Origin of the sequence: Lysinibacillus fusiformis, from assembly GCF_003049525.1 — a bacterium.
Classification (GTDB): domain Bacteria; phylum Bacillota; class Bacilli; order Bacillales_A; family Planococcaceae; genus Lysinibacillus; species Lysinibacillus fusiformis.
This window is the reverse complement of record NZ_PYWL01000006.1, coordinates 197660-213919: the sequence shown is the minus strand read 5'-3', so window position 1 is coordinate 213919 and position 16260 is coordinate 197660. Positions and strand designations below refer to the sequence as shown.

General features: G+C 37.4%; 17 protein-coding genes. 5 read left to right on the top strand and 12 right to left on the bottom strand.

Going from position 1 to position 16260, the window contains the following annotated elements:
* Window positions 1-5 precede the first annotated feature (5 nt).
* Window positions 6-1355: an FAD-binding oxidoreductase gene (locus C9J29_RS15550; protein ID WP_090002308.1), complete on the bottom strand. Its 1350-nt coding sequence runs from the start codon at window positions 1353-1355 to the stop codon at window positions 6-8.
* Window positions 1356-1518: 163 nt separating this feature from the next.
* On the opposite strand from C9J29_RS15550, the gene C9J29_RS15545 reads away from it, so the two are divergent.
* The 3 genes from C9J29_RS15545 to C9J29_RS15535 all read left to right on the top strand — a co-directional run bounded on the left by C9J29_RS15545 (window position 1519) and on the right by C9J29_RS15535 (window position 3417).
* Window positions 1519-2928, top strand: a complete 1410-nt coding sequence (locus C9J29_RS15545; RefSeq protein WP_089985724.1) for a glycoside hydrolase family 18 protein — start codon at window positions 1519-1521, stop codon at window positions 2926-2928.
* Between the two features lie 117 nt (window positions 2929-3045).
* The gene (locus C9J29_RS15540; RefSeq protein WP_107922400.1) at window positions 3046-3213 is read left to right on the top strand and encodes a YfhD family protein; all 168 of its coding nucleotides are present in this window, start codon (window positions 3046-3048) and stop codon (window positions 3211-3213) included.
* A gap of 12 nt (window positions 3214-3225) precedes the next feature.
* Window positions 3226-3417 (top strand): H-type small acid-soluble spore protein, encoded by a 192-nt coding sequence (locus C9J29_RS15535; protein WP_089985723.1) that lies wholly within the window; start codon window positions 3226-3228, stop codon window positions 3415-3417.
* Between the two features lie 50 nt (window positions 3418-3467).
* Here C9J29_RS15535 and C9J29_RS15530 read toward each other — a convergent pair whose 3' ends face one another.
* A complete protein-coding gene (locus C9J29_RS15530) occupies window positions 3468-5618 on the bottom strand; it encodes a bifunctional diguanylate cyclase/phosphodiesterase (RefSeq protein WP_255319015.1) in 2151 nt (716 codons plus the stop codon).
* A 190-nt stretch (window positions 5619-5808) separates the two neighbouring features.
* Window positions 5809-6399: an RNA polymerase sigma factor gene (locus C9J29_RS15525; protein WP_170844094.1), complete on the bottom strand. Its 591-nt coding sequence runs from the start codon at window positions 6397-6399 to the stop codon at window positions 5809-5811.
* A gap of 188 nt (window positions 6400-6587) precedes the next feature.
* Between C9J29_RS15525 and sspI the strand changes: the two genes are divergently transcribed.
* Both sspI and C9J29_RS15515 read left to right on the top strand, forming a co-directional pair.
* Complete coding sequence (sspI, locus tag C9J29_RS15520) at window positions 6588-6797, top strand: small acid-soluble spore protein SspI (RefSeq protein ID WP_008179231.1); 210 nt, start codon at window positions 6588-6590, stop codon at window positions 6795-6797.
* Window positions 6798-6875: 78 nt separating this feature from the next.
* Window positions 6876-8255 (top strand): FAD-binding oxidoreductase, encoded by a 1380-nt coding sequence (locus tag C9J29_RS15515; protein ID WP_090002310.1) that lies wholly within the window; start codon window positions 6876-6878, stop codon window positions 8253-8255.
* Between the two features lie 40 nt (window positions 8256-8295).
* Here C9J29_RS15515 and C9J29_RS15510 read toward each other — a convergent pair whose 3' ends face one another.
* From C9J29_RS15510 to argF, 9 genes are all read right to left on the bottom strand, one after another.
* Window positions 8296-8808, bottom strand: coding sequence for a GNAT family N-acetyltransferase (locus C9J29_RS15510; RefSeq protein ID WP_025114512.1), 513 nt, complete (start codon window positions 8806-8808; stop codon window positions 8296-8298).
* Window positions 8809-8825: 17 nt separating this feature from the next.
* Window positions 8826-9533, bottom strand: a complete 708-nt coding sequence (locus C9J29_RS15505) for an amino acid ABC transporter permease (protein WP_090002312.1) — start codon at window positions 9531-9533, stop codon at window positions 8826-8828.
* 11 nt (window positions 9534-9544) lie between these two features.
* Window positions 9545-10249, bottom strand: coding sequence for an amino acid ABC transporter permease (locus C9J29_RS15500; protein ID WP_090002314.1), 705 nt, complete (start codon window positions 10247-10249; stop codon window positions 9545-9547).
* A gap of 24 nt (window positions 10250-10273) precedes the next feature.
* On the bottom strand, window positions 10274-11098 hold the full coding sequence (locus C9J29_RS15495; protein WP_090002316.1) for a transporter substrate-binding domain-containing protein: 825 nt from the start codon (window positions 11096-11098) through the stop codon (window positions 10274-10276).
* Between the two features lie 19 nt (window positions 11099-11117).
* Entirely contained in the window at window positions 11118-11396 is a 279-nt protein-coding gene (locus C9J29_RS15490; protein ID WP_008179243.1) for a glutaredoxin family protein, read from the bottom strand.
* Window positions 11397-11408: 12 nt separating this feature from the next.
* On the bottom strand, window positions 11409-12422 hold the full coding sequence (locus C9J29_RS15485; protein WP_090002318.1) for an LLM class flavin-dependent oxidoreductase: 1014 nt from the start codon (window positions 12420-12422) through the stop codon (window positions 11409-11411).
* 46 nt (window positions 12423-12468) lie between these two features.
* Window positions 12469-13797 (bottom strand): LLM class flavin-dependent oxidoreductase, encoded by a 1329-nt coding sequence (locus C9J29_RS15480; protein ID WP_043990573.1) that lies wholly within the window; start codon window positions 13795-13797, stop codon window positions 12469-12471.
* 185 nt (window positions 13798-13982) lie between these two features.
* Window positions 13983-14879, bottom strand: a complete 897-nt coding sequence (locus C9J29_RS15475; RefSeq protein ID WP_008179249.1) for a LysR family transcriptional regulator — start codon at window positions 14877-14879, stop codon at window positions 13983-13985.
* 304 nt (window positions 14880-15183) lie between these two features.
* The gene (gene argF, locus C9J29_RS15470) at window positions 15184-16149 is read right to left on the bottom strand and encodes an ornithine carbamoyltransferase (RefSeq protein WP_043990574.1); all 966 of its coding nucleotides are present in this window, start codon (window positions 16147-16149) and stop codon (window positions 15184-15186) included.
* Window positions 16150-16260 lie beyond the last annotated feature (111 nt).

Genomic DNA, 16260 nt, shown 5'->3' with positions numbered 1-16260 from the left:
ATAGACTATAACCATTTGCTAATAGGCGGAATACTTTGCGGAAATTGAAATACATTAAATGGATCATATTTTGTTTTCACTTCTCTCAACCTTCTAAAATTACGACCATAATAGGCTGTTGGCCAATCTTGAATAAATCGATCGGGGAAATTGACATAATCGCCTGTGGTATATGGAGATAAAGCCCTCCGTATGTCCTCCACCCATTTTATATTTTGCCTTTCATCATCTGGGTTTTTCCAAGAGGTATTGTATTCTTGAGCCATTATGGCATTTCGGTAGAAATAGGCTGTGTGATTTGGAGCAATTTCACTGACGGCTCCTCTTAAGGATTGCTGCCAAATTGTCGTATTTGGATTAGGGGCATGCGTTAAAAATTCCTTCATTCTCTTAATGGCCTCAAAAGGAAGCGGTCTCTCAATAAAAGAACCTGATCTTTTATAGAGCATTGGTTGATTACCACTTGGTAGATCAAAAAATTCTACTGCCTTTATATAGGGTACTTCCTTTATCCATATATTTATTGGTGAACCTGCCTTTCTTAATGGTCGAAGAAGTTTTTTTAATTCCGCTGTGGAACCCACAAATTCTCCTTGAGATACGATCTCCCCAACTTCCTTCGTCTTTAATTCAATTTGTGATGTCAGACGACTATCAGTAAATGGAGCCCATTTTTGCCATGTATCAAAAGCAAGCTCAAAATCACTCCATCCCCATGTGATGGAAAAGAGCGAAACTTCACTGATAGCATGGAGCTTGAATGTTAATGAAGTGACAATACCGAAATTCCCACCACCGCCACCACAACTGGCCCAAAAAAGGTCATTATTGTGTTGCCTATTTGCTTGGATCATCTTGGCACCATCCTGTCCACTTGCAATCACTATCTCTATTTCGAGGAGATTATCACAAGTTAGCCCAAAAAGTCGTGACAGCATGCCAATCCCTCCACCAAGGGTTAAGCCAACTACGCCAACGCTACTTTCTGTACCAGCAGGTATCGTTACACCTTTTTCCCATAATTCTCTGTATACCTTTCCTAAATTGGCACCAGCCTCGATTTTGACCGACATGTCTTGGAGATTAATAGCGATATTATTCATGTCACTTATATCAATAACAAGACCCTTATTTAATAACGAAAAATTTTCATAGCTATGCCGACCACTGCGAACCCTGAAAGGTTCATTGTTTTCCCTTGCCCATTTTATGGCATTGACCACATCTTTTGTTCTTTGACAAAATACAATTAAACTCGGATACTTGGAATTATTTAAATTATTATTCGTCCGCGCTTGTTCATAATTCGGATCTTCAGGAGTAACGATTCTACCTGTAAGCTTCGCTTTCTTCACCTTAAACCCCTTCCCCATCACATCTAATTTATGTCATATCCTATGCTAGGTATCCTAGGGAAAGAATTTGAAGCTTTAAGCTTTTGCATATCTCTTATAAAATACTCATTTCATCATTTGAATCATATGATGCAGTAATGAACTATCATTTAGGAGGTGTTCTATGATTATTCATGTAGTAAGTGCTGGGGAAACGCTTTGGTATATTGCCAATCGTTATGGGGTATCTGTGCAATCTATTACCCTGTTAAATGCGTTAGCTACACCAGATCAATTAGCCATCGGACAATCACTTGTTATCCCTTCATCGTATACCACTTATACCGTGAAAAGCGGAGATACATTATGGTCGATTGCCCAACAATTTGGCGTTCCGCTACAAGCAATCATTGCAGACAATCATCTAACGAACCCTGATATGTTAACACCTGGCACTAAATTAATTATTCCACCAGTCGTTCATATTGTGCAGCCTGGTGAAACTTTATGGCAAATAGCTCAAAATTATGATACGACCATCCAAGCAATTATTGCTGCAAATCATATTAACAACCCTAATATGATTTATGTTGGTGCTCAATTAATCATCCCTAGAAAATTACCACTTATCGAAGTAAATGCTTATTCTTACCAACCACCTGAGGAAGCAATTGATTCCATTAATGCTGTTGGTCATCTACTTACTTATTTTAGTCCTTTTGCTTATAAGATGAAGGAAGACGGTACATTACAGCCTATAAATGATGAAAAAATGATAGCAGCTGCACAGGCTAAAAACATCATTCCTATGTTAACACTCACTAATTTTACTTCAACAGAAGAAGGCTCTAATTTGGCACATGTTGTCTTGTCCAATGAAGAGTTGCGTGTCAAAGTCATGAATAATGTTTTACAGGTGATGCAAGAGAAGGGCTATCAAGTTTTGAATATTGATTTTGAAAATGTTTTGCCTGCTGATCGAGAAAATTACAATGCATTTATCCAATTAGCAGTGGATATGCTACATCCAAAGGGTTATCTCGTATCAACTGCACTCGCACCTAAAACCAGTGCAACGCAAGTTGGAACGTTATATGAAGCACATGATTACGAGGCACATGGTCGAATAGCAGATTTTGTAGTTTTGATGACGTATGAATGGGGATATCGTTTTGGATCTCCTCAAGCCATTTCCCCCATTAATGAGATGAGAAGAGTTGTTGAATATGCACTTACAGAAATGCCTGCGGATAAAATTTTATTAGGCTTTGAGCTCTATGCCCGTGATTGGTTATTACCTCATGTCAAAGGTCAAGAAGCCGAGACATTTAGTCCACAGGAGGCTCTTAATCGAGCCATTAAATATGGTGCCACCATCCAATATGACCAAACAGCGCAATCCCCATTTTATCGTTATGTCGATGAACAAGGAAGAAATCATGAGGTATGGTTTGAAGATGCGAGAAGTGCACAAGCTAAATTTGACATGGTCAAACAATACAATCTTCGAGGAATTAGTTATTGGGCTTTAGGTTTCCCATTCCCACAAAATTGGGTACTTTTAAATGAAAATTTTTCTATAAAAAAGCCTTAATTTTTTTATTGTGCACGCAACTAATAAAGATATGCTACATTTCCCGATTTTTTCCCATGATAAAAAACTCATTTCAGAGCCATATTAAGATATACCAATTTGAAAGGAGCAACTCACATGGGAAGAGACAATAAACAAGGTCAAAGTAACAATAAAGGTTCATTACCTCAAACGCCAAAAAACCAGAAAATCGCCCCTAATAAGATTAGTGAGGAATTTTCTCAAGAGTTCATGGAGCTGATAAATACAGTAACGCAAAAACAGCACAATAAGAAGCAAAAATAAGGGGGGCTTCAGTTGGATTTTCAACGTGCACATGAAATTGTCGCCTCACCGTTAGAATATGAAGTGAGCTATAATGGCGTTTCCGTTTGGATCGATAAAATCCATGCTGATGAGAAAACAGCGACTGTTCTCCTACGTCGTTCTTTAGGGGAAAGTTCAGATGTGGATATATCCGAACTTAAGGAAGAATATCTCGTTCACTAGAAAGGAAAGAACCTGCTTCATTTTTACCTAAGCAGGTTCTTTGCATTACTTTACATACTATAATGTTCTTTATATTGAAGTTGCGTTAAGACTTCATCTACATGGTGGTGCAAATCATGAAAGGTTTCCGAAATTTGCTGAGGTGAAATCGGTCTACTAAATAAATAACCTTGAATATAATCACATCCACCTTCCATCAGAAACGACAGCTGCTCAACCTCTTCGATGCCCTCCGCCACAACCTTCAAGCGTAAATGCTTCGCCATCGAAATAATCATCGACACAAGAGCCTCATCATTTGGATTATGTTGAACATTTCTCACAAAAGTACGGTCAATTTTTAGACAATCAATGGGAAAATCCTTTAAATAGGATAAAGATGAATATCCTGTTCCAAAATCATCGACTGCAATTTGAATACCTAGCGCCTTTAATTCATGCAGAAGCTGTGTCATTTGATCAATATTCATTGTCATACTTTCCGTAATTTCTAATTGCAAATAATGAGCATCTAATTTCGAACGCTGTAATATTTCACCCACCATTTCAACTAAATCCTGTTGAAATAATTGTCCAAGTGAAAGATTAACAGCCACTTTGATTGGAGGTAATCCTTGTTCTTCCCATTGTTTCGCTTGCTGACAGGCCGTTTCTAATATCCATTTGCCAAGAGGAATAATGAGACCACATTCTTCTGCAATCGGAATAAATATTTCAGGTGACACAAATCCTCGATTTGGATGTTGCCAGCGCACTAATGCTTCAACTGACTCAATCGCACCACTTTTTAAATTTACCTGTGGTTGATAATCTAAATAAAATTCGTTATTGGCTAACGCATTATGTAAATCTTGCTCTAACAATATACGTTCTGCTATTCCTTTAGACATGTATGGCTTATAGAAAAGAAATCTTTGTGGTATTTGTCTAGACTCTCGCATCGCTAATTGGGCATGCATCAATAGCTCTTCACCCGTCCATTTTTCCTCCTGTAAGGCTATTCCCATATTTAAATTGCCATTTAACGAAAATAATTGTACCTGTAAAGGTTTTTTCATAGCACTTTTTAAATTCAAACAAAATTGTAATAGCTCTTCAATTGTCTTTACATGATTAATATAAATGACAAATTGGCCCTCTTGTAGTTTGGTCGCAAAATAATGCGGTGGTAAGATCGTTTGTATACGTTCTGCCACTAGCTTCATCATTTTATTAGAATGACTAATCCCTATGGAAGAACGAATGGCTGCAAACCGATCAATTTCAATGGCAATGACTGCCTTTTGATGTCCATTTTCATGTAATTTTTCTTTTAATGTTTTAAGTAATAAATGCTCATTTGGTAATAGTGTAATATCGTCATGATAGGCTTGGAATTGTAGCTCCCGTTGTGATTGTTCAAGATCCTTCTTTATTTTTAAAAGTTGTTGAAATGGTTTTTCAACAGATGTATAATAAATAGCCTTTAAGAAAAAGTAAAATGCTAAAAATTGATAGATAAGGGCGGAGAAATCCCATATCGCATGCGTATCTTGGCTTATAATGAAAAACGTATCACTTACAATGAGCGAGATAGCTGCACTGATGAGCCACATGGAACGCTTTGGCATTTTCTTCAAAAATCTACTAATAATGTTTATCGTTATCAGTTGAAGAACAATAGAAAATAGGTGTACGATATTATCAATATGATCTATCCATTGCACTGGCAATAATTTTGGTGAGATATATACTAGGAGAATACTTGCTATAACAAAAAGTAGAGAACCACTATAACTAAGGATTCGATGCTTCATTGTTAATTGTTTTTTAGGGTATAAAATAATGAATAAAAAGCCGAGTGATAAGTAAAAACGTATTAATATATGTAAAGTATCCTCCATAAAGGCCCATCTGATGGAATGATTATGGCTAAAAAATAAACTGACTAATTCAAGTAATGCTAAAATAAAAAACACATTTCCTATGTATAAAGTTTGATTTGATAGTAAGTGGGAAAAAACTAAATACGATTGTATGGCAATTGCCATCGTAAATACAATAATTAATACTTGTATAATCAATTTTAAATTTGTATAAATTTCACCTTGAAAAACACCGTATATTTGATTGCTAAAACTTAATAATGGTATCACCAGCAGTAATGGTAATACCATGTACCAAACCTCTTTTTTATCGATCTGATTAAACCATTTGCCCAACACAAACCCTCCATACTACTATGTAAAAAAATCGCTAGGTATTTTTAACTATCACAATTGAATAATTTATGTAAAATTGTATTTTTCTTTGACTACTTACAAATCATAACACTTTTATCGTAATTTGTATGCATTCAAGTGAAGTATGCTAATATTCATTTTATTACAATATTAGCATACTTTTGATATATTATTGCTTTTTTCTCACTTCAAAATCCTTATTTCTTAACTTCTTAATGATTCTTTGCCTTCTTTTTTTACTGGCTTCTACTGAAAAACCTAGTAGATTAGCGATGTCTTGATCACTGAGATCTTCTACATAATATAGGTATAAAATGCTCCTTTCTACCTGTTTAAACTGGCACATCAAACCTTCTAGAAAGTTGGAACTTTGTGGATAGTTATATTCCTCCCGCTCAAGCTCATTACGAAGAAAATCAAGGGTTTCATCATCCACTATTGCTATTTTCTCTACATAGTTTTTTTCCTTTATTAATTCATTTAATAGTTCTCCTTTTATTGCGGAATAAATATAACCAGATAATTGTCCTTTTGATGGATCTGCCTTTAGCCATGCCTTCCAAACAGCAATAGCCGCTACTTGACGATAATAATCATAATCTTTATAAATTCTCAAACTTGTAAGAATAGAGCTAATCATCGGTTGCACGCTTTCCAAGACTTCCTCAAATGATTGGGTAGTTGTGAGCTTTCGATTGTTACGAAGGGTCACTTGTCTCTTCCTATCGACTATGCACAGTCTAATATTCCTAGGTGACATTATCTTAAACTGGATATTTCTCGAAATCGAATGTTCACTTTTATCATTTAATCGCTTAATATGGTTCAAATTCCTCTCAGTATTCATCATAATTACAGCTTATTTTTGTAAATTTGATATATTTTCTTTGGCATTTCGTACATATTAAAACGATACTTGGACAAATTACTAGTAAGGAGGCGAAATAGATGAATTTTCAAATTAGAGATGCGATTACAGCCAATGTACACGGTCAATCTGCAGCAGAAATTAAAGACATTGTTGAAGATGCCATTAGCCGTGGAGAAGAGCATTTACTGCCAGGACTTGGGGTATTTTTTGAAAAATGGTGGAAGCAATCAAGCTCCACTGAACAGGAAGCATTCGTTCAAAAGTTAGAAAAAGCATTTGCAAACTGATTTTTTATAAGCAATGCATTCCATTTCCAATAAATGCATGATAATGTTTTACTTATCAGAAAATTTGGAGGGATTGGAATGACTGTTGCAGTAGAATTAATTATCAATCAACTCAAACAGGTATTATTAGAAGAACAAGTGTCAACAAACGAAACGGTACGACAGCTACATGGTAAGGATGAATCCCATCATCCGATGAGCTTACCTGATATCGTTGTTTTTCCCCGTTCCACCGCTGATGTCAGTGCCATCTTAAAAGTCGCGCATGCACAACGTGTTCCAGTTGTACCATTCGGTGTTGGCTCAAGTCTTGAAGGAAATGCAATTCCCATAGCAAATGGTATTTCAATTGATTTCTCTGAAATGAATGCTATTTTAGAAGTTAGACCTGAAGACCTTCTTGTAAAAGTACAGCCAGGCGTCACACGTTCACAATTGAATAAAGAATTAAAAAAGCATGGGCTACAATTTACAGTGGACCCGGGTGCAGATGCCACACTAGGTGGTATGGCAGCTACTAATGCTAGCGGCACTACTGCAGTTCGCTACGGTGTGATGCGGGATCAAGTTCGCGATTTAGAAGTAGTACTGGCAGACGGCTCTGTCATCCATACAGGAAATTTGGCAGCGAAGTCCTCATCTGGCTATCATTTAAACGGTTTATTCGTTGGCTCAGAAGGTACGCTTGGTTGCTTTACAGAACTTACACTGAAAGTATATGGAATACCTGAATTTGTGACCGCAGGGCGGGCTGTCTTTAATACAGTCGGTGATGCTGTCAGTTCCGTCACAGCATTATTACAAACAGGAATATCAGTTGGTCGGGTGGAATTGGTCGATGAGGCCTCCATTCAACAAGCCAATATTTATAATGACACTGCCTTTAGCGAAAAGCCGACACTCTTTTTAGAGTTCCATGGAAATGAAGCAGGTATGCATGCAGACATAGCATTTGCTACAGAAATTTTTGAGGACTTTCATTGCCTATCTGTTGAGTTTGAACACGATAATGCTGGACGTAATAAGCTTTGGGAAGCACGCCATTCATTGGCCTATGCTTATATGCATGCTCATCCTGGTAAAAAGCTTATGTCGACAGATGTTTGTGTTCCTATTTCCATGCTTGCAGAAACTATTTTATATGCTAGGGAGCAACTAAATACTGTTGGACTAGCAGGAGGAATTGTCGGGCATGTAGGAGACGGTAACTTCCATGCGCTGTTAATGTTAAATCCCGATGATGCGGAGGAGCAGGCAACAGCCGATCGCTTCAACGAGCACATCGTTCAATATGCTCTACTTCGTGGAGGCACATGTACAGGAGAACACGGTGTTGGAATTGGCAAGATGAGATATCAGGCAACTGAACACGGTAGCTCCCTTGCTGTCATGAAAAGTATTAAGATAGCACTTGACCCCCTTAACATCATGAATCCAGGGAAAATTTTCTCCCTATAGCCATAAGAAACCGCTGATTCCAATAATCAGCGGTTTTTATTTATAAATCATAACGGAAGCTCTTTACTAATATATCTCCCTTATAAAATTCCTTCGACTCGTCTCTTACAAAACCTAATGATAAATAAAGATTAATGGCAGCCTGCATAATATCTCCTGAATGCAAATATAGGGCTTGATCCTGTCTCTTTCTTGCAAAGGAAAAGCTTTCCTGTAATAATTTCTTGGCCACTCCCTGCCCTCTCCCTTTTGGATGGACCCCCAATAAACGCACGATGGTCGATTGAATATTAAGCTCAGGCAGCCCATATGCTTTCTCCGCATCGGTAAATAATTGTAGTCCTCCTAAAATCTCATCCCCTCGCTTTGCAACTAGTATCGTTTCGGCGTTTGGATTGCCAACGGATGCTCGAATATCATTTAAATACGAAGCCCAGTTCTCTGGGTCCTTATAATCCTTTTCATATTGCCCATAGCTTTCTACTAAAACCTCAAGATAATTTGCATAATCTTCCTCTTGTAAATGTTCAATAACAATTTCCGCTATTGTCATATATTATCCCCTTTCTACTATAAGCCACTTTTACTATAGGCCGTTACTCTTTTTTCAATACGATGTGAGATCCATTCTGTAATAATTGAAATCCCCCAATAAATGATACCAACCGCAATGAAAGCCTCTAAAAACTTCAAGTTCACAGAAGCAACAATGTTCGCCACTCCTGTCAATTCTTTAATCGACAGAAAAAAGGCTAATGATGTAGCATGTAAAAAACCAATAAAGACATTCGTAAAGTTAGGAATGGACTTACCAAATGCTTGGGGTAAAATATAACGTCGCATTGCTTGTGTAAAGGTTAAACCTATTGCATACGCCGCTTCCAATTGCCCTTTCGGTACACTTAAAATACCAGAACGAATAATTTCCGATGCATAAGCACCTGCACTGAATGTTAGTGCAAGTATGACAAAAAATAATATTGGAATGGAGCTGGATTGAAATGATAAGTGGAAAATATTGGACACAACATCGACTAGCATGGGTAATCCAAAATAAACAAGCATGATATGCATTATAATAGGTGTGCCTCTGAAAAAGGAAACATAAAAATTTAAGAAGGGTGTCAAAAATATTATTTGTTTTATCCGCACAAAGGCTATAAGTATTCCTATTACAATACCTAATAAAACAGGTGTAAATGTCATGAATAGAGTTAGCGGTATTACTCTACTAATTTCTCGTAAAGCCACCAACACAAATGCAATATCAATGGTCATAGTACTTCCCCCTAATGAGTGGCAACTTCTTTTGGCATATAGCGGTTGAAATAACGTTCATTGAATTTGAATATTTTTTCAAGAATTATGACAATCGCAAAGTAAACGATCGATAATGCCACATATATTTCAAATGCCCGAGTTGTGGACGCGATTAAAGCTTCTCCACGCCCAACCATATCCATTACACCTATGGAAAAAGCGAGTGATGTATCTTTTAACGAACTAATCATTGTGTTCGCTATATTTGGAAAAGCAACGCGGATTGCTTGTGGGAAAACAATTCGCAGAAAAGCCTGAGGACCGCTTAATCCCACACAATAGGCTGCCTCCATTTGCCCGCGGTCAACAGTTAATATAGCTGCACGAAATATTTCAGCAAAGGCTGCCGCATTGCTCAAAGTATACGTAATAATGACAAAATACATCGCATCCATTCGAGTAACATCAATATGAATGAGCTTGAGGAGTGCTGGTACACCATAAAATACTAAAAACAACTGCACTAAAATGGGTGTGCCACGAATAAATGAAATATAAATTGTAATAAGTTGCTTTAATCCCGCTACGTTTAGAAGCTTTGGTATAGCTAGCATAATTCCAAGCACCATACCAAAAAGTATGGAGAACACTAGTATTTCAGCTGTTACTGGTAAATACTGAAGCAATGTCGGAAGTACTTTCGCAATAAGTACGAAATCAAAATTATTATCCATACTTCTTTCTTCCTTTCCTGATTGTTAGAAGTCTACTGTGTAATCATCTCCTAACCATTTCTTACTTAGATCGCTAATCACTCCCTCTTTCTTTAGCTCAACAATGGCCTCATCTAGACGCTCTTGTAACTTCACTTCATCCTTATTTAATAAGAAATAAACCTTCGAATTTAATAATGCATCCCCAACGACCTTTTGCTGTGCCTCATTGCTTTCGTTATAGTATTTCACCGCAAAGGGTGTCGTAATAATGGCATCAATACGGCCACTTGCCAGTTGATTATTCACATCGACTGAACCTGAAGAATAAACGATATTTGCGCCTAAATGATGGTCCTTATTATATTTTTCAATAAAGACAGCGGAGTTACTTGTTGGCGAAACGCTAACATTCTTTCCTTTCAAATCTTCAATAGATTGAATCTCATTATTCTTTTCATTAACGGTCACCTTTAATGGGAAAACGTTATAGGGTTCTTTATTAAATAAAAATTTTTCTTCTCGTTCACTATTAACTTCCATTTGATGGGCAATAAAATCTATTTTTCTTGTTTCTAAACTTAGTAATAAATTTGAAAATTCCATTGTTTTCAATTCGAATTCATATTCAGGTAGCTTTTCATCGATTGCTCGAACTAGTTCTACATCATAGCCAGTTAAGTTTCCTTTTTCATCTATAAAACAAATATTTGGAAATTGTGTACCTGTACCGACAATAATTTTTTGGACATCTTTCCCACCTTGTGCTGTTTTTTGTTCATTTGAACCTCCGTCCGATATTTCTGAACTCGCACATGCTGTTAATAGCGTCATCAGTAAAAGTAACAGCAAAAACAATATTTTTTTCATATATTTCCCTCTCCTTCTTCTATATATGTGAGGGTAAGCCCACGGCAAGTGCATTCTTTACATGCTCTAATCCAATTTCTGTTATGGCTCTATAGACACCACTTTCACTCGAGCCAATTTCCACAATCGGCACATAACGAACGCCATATTTTAAGTCAAGAATGTCTCTAAATGTATCATTATTAGTTACATCGACTGTTTTATAAGGAATATGCTGTTCATGTAAATACGCTTTTATATCATCACAATAGCTACATCCCTGCTTCGACCAAACAATGATATCTCTTGTCACTGTCATTAATTTTCCTCCTTAGCTTACCGTTACTTGTTGCTGTAGCTTTAAATGAATAGGACTTAAAAGCTCAAAGGAGCGTTGCCGTTCAAATTCCTTTCGTACAGGCGTGTGCAAAATGAATTCATCTATTTGATATTGCACGTGAAAATGATCTAGTAGATCTTTAATTTCTTCTGGCGACCCATAAACAATATCCGCATCATATTGTTTGACCGTATATGCCTCTCCAGATTCCTGCCCAAATTTTTCTGCTAGCTCTACTGATTGTAAAGTCAATGTCCTACCGCTTGCTAAATGAACTTTTGTAATTTTTTGGTCTTCTATCAAGCCTTTTGCCTCTTTATTTGTCGGTGCTGCAACGGCTGCAATCGAGACAGCAAAGTGACCATTTGGATGATGTTCACGATAAATACTAGACGACTGTGCCAATAATTCATTGTCGCTATTAATAAATCGGGCAAAGACAAATGCAATACCAAGTCTCCCTGCAAGTTCTGCACTTTGCGGACTTGCCCCTAATAAGAATAGAGCCGGCTTTATTTTTGGAATGGGTGTTGCTTGCACGCCATGAAGATCATGATTCGTAGGTACATTTTGTTCAATTAATTGCTGTAAAAATGTTAGTCTCTCCTCAAAGTCCTCTCCTTGATTGAGCGTGCCATATTGTAAAGCTTTTGTAGAAAGCGGTAAACCACCTGGTGCCTTCCCAATGCCTAAATCAACACGCCCCGGCTCTAATGATGCAAGAACATGAAAGTTTTCAGCTACTTTGTATGGACTGTAATGCTGAAGCATGACTCCACCAGACCCAATGCGAATAGACGCGGTTTTTGCAAGTAAATAGGATACTAATACTTCTGGAGATGACCCTGCTAGTGCATCCGTATGATGATGCTCCGATACCCAAAAACGTGAGTAGCCTAACTGCTCCGCTTTCTGTGCCAATGCGACGGTTTTTTGTAAGGTTTGCTCATTTGTAGCTTCATCAATAATTGGACTTTGATCTAATATGCCTAATGTATAACTCATACACAGCCTCCTTAATTTCACTTATTCAAATAAATTTACTCGGTTTTTAGACAGACTGTTTGATGTATCGGCTTTCTTTAAATGGCAAACCTAAATTCCCACGCAATGTATCTGCTTCATAGTCTTCTCGATAAAGTCCTCTAGCTTGTAATATCGGTACTACTTTATCAACAAAATCTTCTAAGGCACCTGGTACCGTTACACCGATTATGAAGCCATCTGCGGCCTCCTGCTCAAACCATTCCTGTACAAGATCTGCCACCTGCTCTGCCGTTCCAAAAAATGCTGTTTTAGGAGTCGCCTCACGTAAAGCGACTTGACGTAATGTAAGTCCCTCCTGCTTAGCATAGCTTTTAATATAATCAGTCGTACTTCTAAAGCTATTGGCTCCAATATCACCTAGCTCAGGAAACAGTGCGTCCACATCATATTGTGTAAAATCATGATGATCAAAATAACGTCCAAGATAAGCCAAAGCACGGTCAATGGAAACTAATTCAACAATTTCCTGGTATTTTGCCTCTGCTTCCTCAACTGTATCGCCAATGATTGGGGAAATACCTGGAAAAATCTTTACCTCATCTGGATTTCGCTCAAATGCTGCAATCTCTGCTTTTACTCTTTTATAAAATTTTTGAGATTCTTCAATAGATGCTCCATGTGTAAAAATGGCATCTGCATCCTTGGCAGCCAACCGAATCCCGGCATCAGATGCACCAGCCTGGAATATAACTGGCTGACCTTGCTTTGTTCGTCCAATATTAAGTGGACCTTGGACTGAAAAATACTGCCCTTTATGATGTAGCGTGTGCAATTTTTCTGGATCAAAAAATTGGTCGTTTTCGGCATCTGCGATAAAGGCATCATCTTCCCATGAATCCCATAAACCTTTGACAACCTCTAAATATTCTTCAGCGATTTGATAGCGTTCTGCATGACTAGGATGTTGTTCAATCGTTTTATTGTAGTTCAAAGCAGTACTTTCTAAAGGAGTAGTGACAACATTCCAGCCTGCACGCCCTGCACTAATATGATCTAAAGAAGCAAACTGGCGTGCCACTGTGAATGGTTCGCTATAGGAAGTCGATACCGTTCCAACTAACCCAATATTGTTAGTTGCTACAGCCAATGCTGATAATATCGTAATAGGCTCAAAACGATTTAAAAAATGAGGAATCGATTTATCATTAATAAATAAGCCATCCGCAATAAAAGCAACATCAAATTTCCCTTCCTCTGCCTTTTGTGCCTGTTGAATATAAAAAGGTAGGTTGACACTTTGATTGCTCGCTACCTTGGGATGACGCCAACTTGAAATATTACCACCTACCCCGTGAATAATTGCTCCAAAACGAATTTTGTCTTGTCTAGCCATATCCATTCCTCCTCATTTTTATTTTTTACTAAACATAGTGGTTAAGTATGTTTTAGTGTTAAAAAAATATTTATTTACGATCACTCATAAATAAATTTGGATTGAGAATGATATTACAGTTCATTCAGACAATTTGCAATAGGTTCAGTAATAGAAAAAATTTAGCGTTTATATAAAAAATTTTATCACTCCACCATTTGTACCCTTTCAAAATCCTTCGCTGTATGACAGATTGTCTCCCAAAAAGCTGAAGTCAATGCATCTTTATTTTTATAAGTTAGGAAGATATGTTGATTCATATCCAGTAAATGCTTGATATCTACTTCAATAAATTCGCCGCTTTCAAGTTCATTTTTGACACAAAGCTGTGGTAAAAAGCTAATATAGTTTTTTGTGCGAATGAAAGCCTTAGCGACCTCTAAATGGTCGGTTCGAACCTCTATATTGGCTGCTACACCCTTTATGTCGAACATTTTATGCACATAATTCCAATCAAACGCTCCACACTCAAAAAACACCAGCTTCTGTTGTGCCAATTCTTTCGCTTCGATGCATTCATATTGTGGTAATGGGTGTTCACAATGCTTCACAAGCTTCACCGCATTATCTAATAATAACTCGTTGAATATCCCTTCTCTGTGCACATACTGAATAAAAGCTACATGAATTTGGTGACTCTCTAATTTCTCTAATAGAGTAGCTGTTGAACCTGTCACCAATTGAAAACGTAAATTAGGAAATTGTTCTTTCCATTTAGGCAACGCATACGCTAAAAAATATTGGGCTGTTACGCCATTTGCACCAATACATACATCATCTGTTTCCTGTGTCTTTTCCAATTGCTTCTTTCCTTGCTGAAATGTTTGTACGATTTGAGTCGCAAAAGGTAAGAAATCTTTGCCTTTATCTGATAAGGTTACACTTCGTCCCTCTCGATAAAATAACTCAACCCCTAGCTCCCGCTCCAATGATTTGATGCGTGCAGTCACAGTCGGTTGAGAAAGAAACAAGGCGCTGGCTGCCTTATGCGTACTCTTATAATGGACAACATATAAAAAAGCCTCGATATGATCTATATTCATGTGAATTCCATCCCTTCACTCCTTAGTTACTCTATTATATAAATAATTCTTTATATTCTCTATATTTTATAGGAAAACTTAGTTTTTAGTCCTATACCCCTCGATACAAAAGAAAAAAGTAACCCAGCGTCTCCCAGGTTACTTAACTATGTAGCGATGTAGCCATCCATCTTGACAACAAGCATCGCGCGTGGTGAACATCCCTCTGTCTGTCAGCCACTGTATGTTATTCACATAGGCACCCTCTGTTGCCCATGTAAACTCTATTTATTGTACTTCTCACCCCGAAAATAAAGGTCACATTTTACGCTAGAATCGATGCAAGAACTGCTTTCTGTGCATGAAGTCGGTTCTCAGCTTGCTCAAAAATATAAGAATTAGGGCCATCAATAACAGATGTTGCCACTTCTTCCTCACGATGTGCTGGCAAGCAGTGCAGAAACATGTAGTTCGGTTTTGCATACGCTACAAGCTCATCATTAATTTGGTAATCTGCAAAATCTTGCAAACGTTTTGCTGCTTCTTCCTCTTGCCCCATTGATGTCCAAACATCTGCATAAACAACATCTGCATTTAATACCGCTTCCACAGGGTCATGTGTCACCAGAATCGTGCTGCCATTTGCCGCGGCAATTGCTTGTGCTTTAGCGATAACTTCCGCATCACATTCATAGCCCGCTGGTGTCGCCACAGCTACATTCATCCCAACATGTGCTGAAGCAACTATTAAAGAATGTGCTACGTTGTTGCCATCTCCCACATAGGCAATTTTAAGCCCCTTTAAAAAACCTTTGTTCTCTGCAATTGTTTCTAAATCCGCTAAAGCTTGGCATGGATGATAAATATCTGTTAATCCATTGATAACAGGAATAGTTGCATGCTCTGCTAGTTCCCTCACCATTGCATGGGAATTTGCTCGGATCATAATGCCATCCAAATAGCCTGATAAGACATGTGCTGTATCGTAAATGGATTCACCACGACCTATTTGTAAATCACGCGCATGCATAAACATACTTTTTCCACCTAGCTGATTCATACCGACTTCAAATGAAATACGAGTACGCGTTGAATGTTTTTCAAAAATCATACCAAGTGTTTTGCCTTCTAATAATCTTGGGCATTTCCCCTCTTTGGTAATCATTTTAAGCTGTGTTGCTAATTCAATAAGTTCTGCAACTTCTTGACTTGTATAGTCTAGCAAAGTTAATAGGTCTTTTCCTTTTAAACTAGAAACTAACTTTAGCTGTACTTCTTCGAGTAATTTCATGGCCTTCGCTCCTTGTATCATTGCTGTTGAAATCAGTATAACATGCATAAATATAAAATCAAATGAATTTTTATAATTTTATTAAGGAAATATTAAATGTGACAAAAATTC